We start from the raw sequence: 10,741 nt of genomic DNA, 5'->3' as shown, positions 1-10,741 counted from the left end.
GCTTCGCGATGGAGCTTCGCTCCACCCTTGACCGACCGCCCCGTCCCGGAAAGCCGAAAGACTGCCGGGAAGCCCCCAGAAGAACGGGCCGGGTGTCCGGGAGACCTTTCGGCTCCGCTGCCCTGCCGGGCGGGAGCCCGGTGCGCCCCCAATCCTGCGCGCTCCTGCCGGACGGCGTCAGCAGGCCGCGTGGGCTGGGCATGAGCCGCCATCGATCGCTACGCGCGGGACGGCGTCCGCGAGCCTCTTTGGCCGGGCATAGGCCGCCCTTGACGCACGCGCTCGCCGGCGACCGCGTCCGCAGCGTGTTCGGGGCGCGAACGCCCGGAGTCGGGGGGCTGTTGTTCCGTCTCGTCATCCCTCTCACCGCCTTCTTCGAGGCGACGGAGCGACTGCGCGTGGAGGCGGAGTCGGAGGGAACGGTTTTCGCTCTGACCTGGAGCGCCACTCGCGTCGGCGCATGCGTCGCCGCCGTGGTTCTCGTCGGACACACGGTGTGGGGCCGGCCTTCTCGGGGCCGGGCCGAGGGGTCGGCGGGCGCTGCCGCGCCGGTGCGGCGTCCCTGACCCCTGGCCGGCAGGGGAGGCGGTGGCACCTCGGTGCCGACTCGTTATCTCGGTGGACACACCTCGTCGGCCTGTTCGATAGTCCGGCCCATGGCTTCTCTCGTGCGACACATCACCTTTGACTGTTCCGACGCCTACGGCCTGGGCACGTTCTGGGCCGCCGTGCTGGACGGCTCGCTCGCCGACGACGACCTGCCCGGGGACCCCGAGGCGCTCGTCACGGCTCCCGGATCGGCACTGCTCTTCGTGACCGTTCCCGACGCGAAGAGCGTCAAGAACCGCGTGCACGTGGACCTGCAGCCGCAGGACCGCACGCGCGACGAGGAGGTGGAGCGCATCGTCGCCCTGGGCGCGACGGTGGTCGGCGACCACCGCCGGCCCGACGGCACCGGGTGGGTGACCCTCGCCGACCCCGAGGGCAACGAGTTCTGCGTCGAGCGGAGCGCCGCCGAGCGGAAGTGACGCCCGGCGGGGGCGGGGCCGGTGGCCCCGCCCGCGCCCTACTCCTCCGGCGGGAAGACCGGTTCGCCGGTGGCGGCCAGGGTGATCATGATGGCTTCGACGGGGCAGCCCTCCGCCGCCGTGAGGACCGGTTCGCTCGCGTCCGCCTGGGGGCTGCGGGGGTGGGACTGGCGGGCCGAGTCCAGGACGAAGCCGTCCGGGGCGTGGTTCACGCACATGCCCGAGCCGATGCAGACGCCCCGGTCCACCTCGACCTGCCAGCGGTCGCCCATCAGGCACCCGTCCCGTGGCCCGCGGGCAGGTGGATCATCTTGTGCTCCAGGTACTCGCCCAGGCCCTCCGGGCCGAACTCCCGCCCCAGTCCGCTGTTCTTGTAGCCGCCGAACGGCCCCAGCATGTCGAGGCTGAAGGTGTTCACGTTGAAGGTGCCGGTGCGGATGCGCCGGGCGAAGTCGATGCCGTGCTCGACGTCGGCGGTCCAGACGCTGCCGCTGAGGCCGAAGTCGGAGTCGTTGGCGACGCGCACGGCCTCCGCCTCGTCGCCGTACGGGATGAGGCAGACGACCGGGCCGAAGATCTCCTCGCGGGCGATGCGCATGCTGTTGTCGACGTCGCCGAAGAGCGTGGGCTCCACGTACCAGCCCTGGTCCAGGCCCGCCGGGCGGCCGCCGCCCGCCAGGACCTTCGCGCCCTCCTCCTGCCCGATCCGGATGTAGTCGAAGGAGCGCTGCTGCTGGCGCTGCGCGACGAGCGGCCCGAGCTGGGTCGCGGGGTCGAGGGGGTCGCCGACGACCAGGGCGCCGGCCGCGGCCGCGAGGGCCTCGGCGACCTCTTCGTAGCGGCTGCGGGGGGCCAGGATGCGGGTCTGGGCCACGCACGCCTGGCCGTTGTTCATCCAGGCCGCCGGCACGATGCCGGCGACGGCGGCCTCCACGTCGGCGTCCGGGAGGACGACGGCGGCGGACTTGCCGCCGAGTTCGAGGGTGACGCGGGTGAGGTTGCGGGCGGCGACCTCCATCACGCGCTTGCCGGCGGCGACGGAGCCGGTGAAGGCGACCTTGTCGATGCCGGGGTGGCCGACCAGGTACTCGCTGACCTCCCGGTCGGCGGGCAGGATCGACAGCACCCCCTCGGGAACCCCGGCCTCGCGCGCGATGTCGGCCAGGATGTAGGAGTCCAGGGGGGCTTCCGGGGAGGGCTTGAGGATCACCGTGCAGCCGGAGAGCAGCGCCGGCGCCAGCTTGGCGGCCGCGACGAACTGCGGGACGTTCCACGGGATGACGGCGGCGACGACGCCCACGGGCTCGCGGCGCACCAGGATCGGGCCGAGGGCGCCCTGGCGGTGCTCCTCGTACGGGTGGGCGCGGGCGACGGTGATCGCGGCGTCGTAGACCATCATCGGGCCGAGGGCCTGGGCCAGGACGCTCCAGGAGTAGGGGGAGCCGTTCTGGGAGCTGATCGAGCGGGCTATCTCCTCGTGGCGGACGGCGATGGCGTCCTTGATGCGGGTAACGACCGCGATCCGGTCCTCCAGTGCCATGTGCGGCCAGGGGCCTTCGTCGAAGGCCGTGCGGGCGGCGGCGACGGCGCGGTCCACGTCCGCCTTCGACGCGTGCGGGACGGAGCCGATGACCTGCTCGGTGTGGGGGGAGACGATCCGGATCCTGTCGGTGCCCAGCGGATCCGTCCACGCACCGCCGATGAACAGCTTTCCGTGTTCCACGAGCTCCGTCATGGCTGAGGCCTCCTGCGGCTTGGCGTTCCCGAACTGATACCAGTTCTAGTTCTAGGAGTCCACGGCCAGGACGGAAGACCGGAGAAGATCCAACGACTGGTCAGAAGGGCCGGAAGATGGTCGACTTGGGCTACTACTGGAACGCGTTCTCGTCGGAGGACGACGGTCGACAGGCGGAGGGCTCATGCCGCAGGACACGTCACAGGTCACCGATCACGGCGGAGGCGTGTGGGGGATCAAGGTGCCCATCCCCGACAACCCCCTCGGCCACACCCTCGTCCACGTCCTCGACACCGACCGCGGCCCGGTCCTCGTCGACACCGGCTGGGACGACCCCGACTCCTGGGACACCCTCGTCGCCGGCCTCGCCGCGCTCGGCATCGCGGCCGCCGACGTCCACGGCGTGGTCATCACCCACCACCACCCCGACCACCACGGCCTGTCCGGCCGGGTCCGCGAGGTGTCCGGGGCCTGGATCGCCATGCACGCCGCCGACACCGAGGTCGTCGTCCGCACCCGCTCCTCCGAGCCCGGCGTGTGGTTCGACTACATGAGCGCCAAGCTGGCCGCCGCCGGAGCGCCCGAGGAGCACATCGCCCCGCTGCGCGCCGCCCGCGCGAGCGGCCGCATGCGGACTCTGCCCGGACTGCGCGCGGCCGTCCCCGACCGGGAGATCGTCCCCGCCGAGCTGCTTCCCCTCGCCGGACGCCGGCTGCGGGCGATCTGGACCCCGGGCCACACCCCCGGCCACGTCTGCCTGCACCTGGAGGAGGAGCATCCGGCGAACCTCCCCGGCAACGGCCGCCTCTTCTCCGGTGACCACCTGCTGCCCGGGATCTCCCCGCACATCGGCCTCTACGAGGCGCCCGAGGACCCCCGTGTCACCGACCCCCTCGGCGACTACCTCGACTCCCTCGAACGCGTCGGCCGCCTGGCCCCCGCCGAGGTGCTCCCCGCCCACCAGCACGCCTTCACCGACGCCCCGGCCCGCGTACGGGAACTGCTGCACCACCACGAGGAACGCCTCTCGGGGCTGTGGGCGCTGCTGGCCGAGCCGCTCACCCCGTGGGGGCTGGCGGAGCGGATGGAGTGGAACCGGCCGTGGGAGCAGATCCCGTACGGCTCCCGCACCATCGCCGTCTCCGAGGCGGAGGCGCACCTGCGGCGGCTGGTGAAGCAGGGCCGCGCCGAAGCGGTCCCGGGCACCGACCCGGTGACCTACCGGGCGGTGTAGGGCGGCCCGCCCCCTGGGCCGGGCACCGGAGGGCCGTCGAGTGGCGCGTCCCGCGCCCCGGCGGCCGGGCCGGGGCGCCGGCCGTGATCCAGCCGACATCCCCGGGCCACGGGGCTACGGGCCGGTAGAGTGAGGCGGTCGTCCACACCCCGTACGGGGGGAAGCCGGTGCGAATCCGGCGCTGACCCGCAACCGTGACCCGCCCCGGCAGCAGCCGGTCCGGGGAGCCGGGATGCCCCGTACCGGAGTGCGCGGCTCGTGCCGCCGGTCCTCCCGGCGGCCGGCACCGTCGAGGAAACACGGAGCCGGAGCCCGGTGCCTGTGCGTGCCTGCCCCGGTTTCCCCAGCAGGAGAGGCACCCTCCCCCATGACCGTCCGCCGCAGCGCCGCCGCGCTCGCCGCCTCCGCCGTGCTCTGCGCGGGCGCCGCCCCCGCAGCCCTCGCCGACACCCCGCCGCCCTCCCCCTCCGCACCGCCGGTCGTCCCCTCCGGGCTCCACGGCAAGAACGACCCCACCTACGACGGCGTGTGGCGGCAGTCCTTCGCCCTGCTCGCGCAGGACACCGTCGGCGTGAAGCCGGCCGCGCAGGCCGTGGACTGGCTTGCCGGCCAGCAGTGCGCGAACGGTTCCTTCCCCGCCTTCCGCGCGGACACCGCCAAGGACTGCGACGCGACGGCCTACATCGACTCCAACGCGACGGCGGCGGCCGTGCAGGCACTGGCCGCGCTCGGCGGCCGCGACGACAGCGTCAAGAAGGCCGTCGGCTGGCTGAAGTCCGTGCAGAACGAGGACGGCGGCTGGAGCTCCAACCCCGGCGGCGCCATGGACACGGGCAGCGACGCCAACTCGACCGCCATCGTGATCAGCGCGCTGACCGCGGCCGGTGAGAAGCCGGCCGAGACGAAGTCGAAGGCGGGCAGGTCCCCCTACGAGGCGCTGCTCTCCTTCCAACTGGGCTGCGACACCGAGCCGGCCGCCGACCGGGGCGCCTTCGCCTTCCAGCCGGTCGAGGGCAAGCTCCTCGCGAACGCCGACGCCACGGCCGCGGCGGCGCTGGCCGGCCTCGGCACGGGCGCGGCCGTCGTCCCGTCCGGCAGCGACACCCCCGCCGCCCCGCTGGCCTGCCCGGCGGCGAAGCCCGCCGACCCGGCGGCCGGCGCCGCGGCCGCCGCCCGGGGCGCGGCGGGCTACCTGGCCGAGGCCCTCAAGAAGGACGGGCACCTGACGGCCGTGACGCCGGGGGCCGACCAGCCGACCGCGGACACCGGCAACACCGTCGACGCGGTCCTCGCCCTGGCCGCGGCCGGGCACAAGCAGTCGGCGGCGGGCGCGCTGGAGTGGCTGAAGGGGAACTCCGCCGAGTGGGCCAAGGGCTCCCCTGCGGCGCTGGGCACCCTCGTCCTCGCCGCGCACGCCACCGGCACCGACCCGAAGTCCTTCGGCGGCACCGACCTCGTGGCCGCGCTGAACGCGACCGGCCCGGCCCCGCAGGGCCAGGACACCGGCGCCACCGAGGTCGACAGCGAGAAGGACGAGCCGTCCGGCGGTCAGAGCCTCTGGTGGATCATCGGCGCGGGCGCCGCCGCCGGCATGGGCATCGGCATCCTGCTGAGCGGCCGCCGCAAGAAGAACCAGCTCTGATGCGCCGCCGCCTGCCCGCCGGGGCCCTCGTCCTCGCCGCGGTCCTCGCCCTGCTCGCCGCCTCCCCGGCGCTGGCGGCCGGCTACCGCTACTGGTCGTTCTGGGACGGCGCCGCCGGCGGCCAGTGGGCGTACGCCACTAAAGGGCCGTCGCTGGCCCGCCCCGCGGACGGCTCGGTCCAGGGGTTCCGCTTCGCGGTGAGCAAGGACGCGGCGACCGAGGCGGCGAAACCGCGGGCCGCCGCCGACTTCGAGGCCGTGTGCGGGACCACCGCGCCGGCGGAGGGCCGCAAGCGGGTGGCGCTCGTCATCGACTTCGGTGTGCAGGCGGACGCGCCGACGGGCGAGGTGGTGCCGCAGGAGGCCGTCCGCACGGCGTGCGCACAGGTGGGGCCGGACGCGACGACGGCCGAGGCGCTGGCGGCGGTCGCGAAGCCGCTGCGCTACAACGGCGCGGCGCTGCTGTGCGCGATCTCCGGCTATCCGCAGCACGGCTGCGGCGAGCAGATCGCGCAGACCGGCGCCGCCCAGGACCCGGCCGCGTCGTCGCCGCCGCCCGGGTCCGCCCCGGGTGTCGGGGGCGGCGGCCCGTCCACCGGTCTGCTGGTGGGCCTCACCCTGGTCGCCGCGCTGGCGGCCGCGGGCGTCTGGCAGTCCCGCCGCCGGGGCCGATGACCCACCGCACGTCCCGCGTCCGCGCAGCCGGCCCCGCGGCGTCCACGGGAGCGACCACCGCAGCCGCACCCGCCCCCGTGCCCCCGGCCCGCCGGAGCGGGCCCGGGGCGGCGGACCGCTCGCGCCGGTCGACGTACGAACGCTGGCGGGCGCCGCTGCACGGCCGGGCCACCGCCCTGCACGCGGGTGCCTGGTGGCTGTGGGCCCTCGGGCTCGCCACCGCCGCCTCCCGCACCACCAACCCGCTGCTGCTCGGGCTGATCGTCGGCGTCGCCGGCTTCGTCGTCGCGGCCCGCCGCACGGACGCGCCGTGGGCCCGTTCCTACGGCGCCTTCCTCAAGCTCGGCCTCGTCGTGGTGGGCCTGCGCCTGCTCTTCTCGATGCTGCTGGGCTCGCCCGTCCCGGGCACGCACGTCCTCTTCGTCCTCCCCGAGATCCCGCTGCCGGCGTGGGCGCAGGGCATCCGGTTCGGCGGGCGGGTCACCGCCGAACAGCTCGTCTTCGCCTTCTACGACGGTGCGAAGCTGGCCGCGCTCCTCGTCTGCGTCGGCGCCGCGAACGCCCTCGCCAATCCGGCCCGGCTGCTGAAGTCCCTGCCGGCCGCCCTGTACGAGGCCGGGGTCGCCGTCGTCGTCGCCATGACCTTCGCGCCGAACATGGTCGCCGACGTCGTACGCCTGCGCACCGCCCGCCGCCTGCGCGGCCGCCCCACCGGCGGGGTCCGGGCCGTCCTGCAGATCGGCCTGCCGGTCCTGGAGGGCGCTCTGGAGCGTTCCGTCGCCGTCGCCGCGTCGATGGACGCCCGCGGCTACGGCCGTACGGCCCAGGTTCCGCCGGCCGTCCGGCACACCACCACCGTCCTGACCCTGGGCGGCCTGCTGGGCGTGTGCGCGGGGACGTACGGGCTGCTGGCCGCGCAGGGCGCCGCGTACGGGCTGCCCGTACTCGGCATCGGTGCGGCCCTGGCCCTGGCCGGTCTGCGGCTGGGCGGGCGCCGGTCGGTGCGCACCCGCTACCGGCCCGACCGGTGGGGGGTGCGCGCGTGGCTGGTGGCCGGTTCGGGCGCGGCCGTCGCCGCCCTGCTGATCCACGCCGGCGGCGTCGATCCGGCCGGGCTGCACCCGGGCGTGGTCCCGCTGGTGGCGCCCGTACTGCCGTTGTGGCCGGCGGCCGCGGTCCTGGTCGGGCTGCTGCCGGCCTTCGTGGCCCCCGTACCGCCGAAGGAGGCGTCGCAGTGATCCGTTTCGACAAGGTGTCGGTCACCTACGACGGCGCCGGCGCCCCCTCGCTCCGGGACGTCGACCTGGTGGTCCCGGAGGGTGAGCTGACGCTGCTCATCGGCCCGTCGGGGGTGGGCAAGTCCACCCTGCTGGGAACGGTCAGCGGGCTGGTCCCGCACTTCACGGGCGGCACCCTGAGCGGCCGGGTCACGGTCGCGGGCCGTGACACGAGGACGCACCGGCCGCGCGAGCTCGCCGACGTGGTGGGCACGGTCGGCCAGGATCCGCTCGCGCACTTCGTGACGGACGTGGTGGAGGACGAACTGGCCTACGGCATGGAGTCCCTGGGCCTGCCGCCCGCGGTGATGCGCCGCCGGGTGGAGGAGACCCTCGACCTGCTGGGCCTGAACGAGCTGCGCGACCGTCCGATCGCGACGCTGTCCGGGGGGCAGCAGCAGCGGGTGGCGATCGGTTCCGTGCTGACCACGCACCCGAAGGTGCTGGTGCTGGACGAGCCGACGTCCGCGCTCGACCCGGCCGCGGCCGAGGAGGTCCTGGCGGTCCTGCAACGCCTGGTCCACGACCTGGGCACCACCGTGCTGATGGCGGAGCACCGGCTGGAGCGGGTGGTGCAGTACGCGGACCGCGTCCTGCTGCTGCCCGCCCGCGGCGCGGCCCCGCTGCTGACCTCCCCGGCGGAGGCGATGGCCGTCTCCCCCGTCCACCCCCCGGTGGTCGCCCTGGGCCGCCTGGCGGGCTGGTCCCCCCTCCCCCTCTCGGTCCGCGACGCCCGCCGCCTGGCCCCACCCCTACGAGCCCGCCTGTCCACGGCCCTTCCCTCCCCCGACCTCCCGGCGGCGCCGCCACGTGAGACACGGGGCCCGGGTGAGGCACGGGGCACGGGGCAGCGCCCCGATCTTTCAGCCCCGCCGGCGTTTGAGGCGCGGGGCACGGGTCCGCGCCCCGAACTTTCCGCCCCGCCGGCGTGTGAGGCACGGGGCACGAAGGAGCGCCCCGATCTTTCAGCCCCGCCGGCGTTTGAGGCGCGGGGGTCCGGGGGCAGCGCCCCCGGCAACGGCGCCGCACCCGGCTGGATCACCCGCCTGCTGCGCCGCAGCAAGCCGACCTCCGCCGAGCCCGCCGCAGGCGACCCCGCAGGCGACCCGGCCCGCACCCACAACCTCGGCATACGCCGCGCCCGCACCGACGTACTGCGCGCCGTCGACCTCACCGTCGCCCCCGGCGAGACCATCGCCCTGATGGGCCGCAACGGCGCCGGCAAGTCCACCTTGCTGTCCGCGCTCGTCGGTACGCTCGCCCCCACCACCGGCGAGGTGACGGTCGGCGGCCGGACCCCGCACCGCACGCCGCCCCCCGACATGGTGCGCCGCGTCGGTCTGGTCCCGCAGGAGCCCCGCGACCTGCTCTACGCCGACACGGTGGCGGCCGAGTGCGCCGCCGCCGACTCCGACGCCGGCGCACCCCCCGGCACCTGCCGCGACCTGGTCGCCGGTCTGCTGCCGGGGGTGCCCGAGGACATCCACCCCCGCGACCTGTCCGAGGGGCAGCGCCTGGCCCTGGCCCTGGCCCTGGTGCTCACGGGCCGCCCCGCTCTGCTGCTGCTCGACGAGCCCACTCGCGGGCTGGACTACGCGGCCAAGGCGCGCCTGGTGGAGGTGCTGCGCGGCCTGGCCGCCGACGGGCACGCCGTGGTGCTGGCCACCCATGACGTGGAGCTGGCCGCCGAGCTGGCCGACCGTGTGGTGGTCCTCGCGGGCGGGGAGGTCGTCGCGGACGGTCCGACGGCGGAGGTGGTGGTGTCGTCGCCGGCCTTCGCGCCGCAGGTCGCGAAGGTGCTCGCGCCGGGCCACTGGCTCACGGTGGGGCAGGTCGCCGAGGCCCTCCATGCGGTGGCGGACCGATGAGCCGCCGTCCCTCGAACCGCCCGCTCCGGATCGGTCCCCGGGCCGCCGCCGCCCTGGTCCTCGTCTCCCTCGTCGGCGTCGCGGCGTTCGGCTGGCCGTTGCTCGCCGACGCGCAGTCGGGGCTCGCCCATTCCCAGGACGCGCCGTGGCTGTTCGCGGCCCTGCTGCCCCTGCTCGTCGCCGTCGTCGTGGCGACGATCGCCGACCAGGGCATGGACGCGAAGGCGGTGGCGATGCTCGGCGTGCTCGCGGCTGTCGGGGCGGCCTTGAGGCCGCTGGGTGCGGGCACGGCCGGGCTGGAGCCGATGTTCTTCCTGATGGTGCTGGCCGGCCGGGTGCTCGGCCCCGGCTTCGGGTTCGTCCTCGGCTCGGTGACGATGTTCGCCTCCGCCCTGCTCACGGGCGGGGTCGGGCCGTGGATGCCGTTCCAGATGCTGGCGATGGGCTGGTTCTCGCTGGGGGCGGGGCTGCTGCCGGGTCCGGAGCGGATCCGCGGCCGGGCGGAGCTGTGGATGCTGGCGGCGTACGGATTCGCGGGCGCCTTCGCGTACGGCTTCGTCATGAACCTGCAGGGCTGGGTGATCATCCCGGGCATGGGTCAGGGCATCTCCTTCCACCCCGGGGAACCGCTGGCCGCGAACCTGGTGCGCTTCGTCGCGTACTACCTGGCGACCTCGCTGGGCTGGGACCTGGGCCGGGGGGCCCTCACGGTCGTCCTGACGCTCGCCCTCGGCGGCACAGTGCTGAGGGCGCTGCGGCGGGCGACGCGGAAAGCGGCGTTCGACGCACCCGTTTCCTTCGATTCCGGTGGCGCAGAGGTCCGCGAACCAGCAGAAACGGGTACACGGACGGCAACAGGGAGTGAGTTCGGAGGCCTTGCGCGGTGAGGCGGCCCACAGGACGCAGGTCACATACGAGGGCCTTTAGTAGCTCTCACGGCCCACAGAGCACCCCTTTTGCCCGGTTTGCCCGAGGTCGATGGGCCCGGGTGTGCGGGGTGGGCTAGTAGGCGGGGCCTTTGCCAGGGCGGCGGGACGTCGGTAGAACTGAACGTGTCGCAAGGCGGCAGGGGTACTTCACCCGCCGCCGACGAACCCCTCTCCCTCGCGTGAGTGGCTCACGCATGTCCTCGGCATGCCCGCGACCGCCCTTGTCCCCTTCGGAAGGTATCTCCGTGTCCAACACCGTCATCCGCCGCATCGCCGCCTCCAGGAAGACCCTCGTCGGCTCCGCCCTCGCCCTGGGCGTCGCCGGTTCCATGCTCGCCACGGTCCCCGCCCAGG

At 74.9% G+C, this 10,741-nt stretch carries 9 protein-coding genes and 1 riboswitch; of the genes, 7 read left to right on the top strand and 2 right to left on the bottom strand.

Annotated elements, in window-relative coordinates:
- Window positions 1-656 precede the first annotated feature (656 nt).
- Entirely contained in the window at window positions 657-1,028 is a 372-nt protein-coding gene (locus IF89_RS0132695) for a VOC family protein (RefSeq protein WP_030775847.1), read from the top strand.
- 38 nt (window positions 1,029-1,066) lie between these two features.
- On the opposite strand, the gene IF89_RS0132690 is transcribed toward IF89_RS0132695, so the two are convergent.
- On the bottom strand, window positions 1,067-1,300 hold the full coding sequence (locus IF89_RS0132690) for a ferredoxin (RefSeq protein WP_030775843.1): 234 nt from the start codon (window positions 1,298-1,300) through the stop codon (window positions 1,067-1,069).
- Window positions 1,300-2,763, bottom strand: a complete 1,464-nt coding sequence (locus IF89_RS0132685) for an aldehyde dehydrogenase (protein WP_030775840.1) — start codon at window positions 2,761-2,763, stop codon at window positions 1,300-1,302. Before IF89_RS0132685 ends, IF89_RS0132690 begins: the two co-directional genes overlap by 1 nt.
- A gap of 184 nt (window positions 2,764-2,947) precedes the next feature.
- On the opposite strand from IF89_RS0132685, the gene IF89_RS0132680 reads away from it, so the two are divergent.
- From IF89_RS0132680 to IF89_RS0132655, 6 genes are all read left to right on the top strand, one after another.
- Window positions 2,948-3,997, top strand: coding sequence for an MBL fold metallo-hydrolase (locus IF89_RS0132680; protein WP_030775836.1), 1,050 nt, complete (start codon window positions 2,948-2,950; stop codon window positions 3,995-3,997).
- 157 nt (window positions 3,998-4,154) lie between these two features.
- A riboswitch (cobalamin riboswitch) is annotated at window positions 4,155-4,235 on the top strand.
- Between the two features lie 129 nt (window positions 4,236-4,364).
- Window positions 4,365-5,639, top strand: coding sequence for a prenyltransferase/squalene oxidase repeat-containing protein (locus IF89_RS0132675; protein ID WP_030775833.1), 1,275 nt, complete (start codon window positions 4,365-4,367; stop codon window positions 5,637-5,639).
- Window positions 5,639-6,313, top strand: a complete 675-nt coding sequence (locus IF89_RS0132670; RefSeq protein ID WP_030775830.1) for an SCO2322 family protein — start codon at window positions 5,639-5,641, stop codon at window positions 6,311-6,313. The genes IF89_RS0132675 and IF89_RS0132670 overlap by 1 nt, the downstream gene beginning before the upstream one ends.
- Window positions 6,310-7,551 carry an energy-coupling factor transporter transmembrane component T gene (locus IF89_RS0132665; protein WP_107047418.1) on the top strand — a complete coding sequence of 414 codons (1,242 nt, stop codon included), beginning with the start codon at window positions 6,310-6,312 and terminating at the stop codon, window positions 7,549-7,551. The genes IF89_RS0132670 and IF89_RS0132665 overlap by 4 nt, the downstream gene beginning before the upstream one ends.
- The gene (locus tag IF89_RS0132660; protein ID WP_030775825.1) at window positions 7,548-9,458 is read left to right on the top strand and encodes an ABC transporter ATP-binding protein; all 1,911 of its coding nucleotides are present in this window, start codon (window positions 7,548-7,550) and stop codon (window positions 9,456-9,458) included. The genes IF89_RS0132665 and IF89_RS0132660 overlap by 4 nt, the downstream gene beginning before the upstream one ends.
- Window positions 9,455-10,345, top strand: coding sequence for an ECF transporter S component (locus tag IF89_RS0132655; protein WP_030775822.1), 891 nt, complete (start codon window positions 9,455-9,457; stop codon window positions 10,343-10,345). The genes IF89_RS0132660 and IF89_RS0132655 overlap by 4 nt, the downstream gene beginning before the upstream one ends.
- Window positions 10,346-10,741: the final 396 nt, after the last annotated feature.

Origin of the sequence: Streptomyces sp. NRRL F-2664 (assembly GCF_000719345.1) — a bacterium.
Taxonomy (GTDB): Bacteria; Actinomycetota; Actinomycetes; order Streptomycetales; family Streptomycetaceae; genus Streptomyces.
This window is presented reverse-complemented; position numbering and strand designations above follow the sequence as displayed.

Coding starts and splice junctions, on each gene's coding strand:
- IF89_RS0132675 (WP_030775833.1), top strand. CDS start 4,365: ATGACCGTCCGCCGCAGCGCCGCCGCGCTCGCCGCCTCCGCCGTGCTC.
- IF89_RS0132665 (WP_107047418.1), top strand. CDS start 6,310: ATGACCCACCGCACGTCCCGCGTCCGCGCAGCCGGCCCCGCGGCGTCC.
- IF89_RS0132695 (WP_030775847.1), top strand. CDS start 657: ATGGCTTCTCTCGTGCGACACATCACCTTTGACTGTTCCGACGCCTAC.
- IF89_RS0132680 (WP_030775836.1), top strand. CDS start 2,948: ATGCCGCAGGACACGTCACAGGTCACCGATCACGGCGGAGGCGTGTGG.
- IF89_RS0132685 (WP_030775840.1), bottom strand. CDS start 2,763: ATGACGGAGCTCGTGGAACACGGAAAGCTGTTCATCGGCGGTGCGTGG.
- IF89_RS0132655 (WP_030775822.1), top strand. CDS start 9,455: ATGAGCCGCCGTCCCTCGAACCGCCCGCTCCGGATCGGTCCCCGGGCC.
- IF89_RS0132690 (WP_030775843.1), bottom strand. CDS start 1,300: ATGGGCGACCGCTGGCAGGTCGAGGTGGACCGGGGCGTCTGCATCGGC.
- IF89_RS0132670 (WP_030775830.1), top strand. CDS start 5,639: ATGCGCCGCCGCCTGCCCGCCGGGGCCCTCGTCCTCGCCGCGGTCCTC.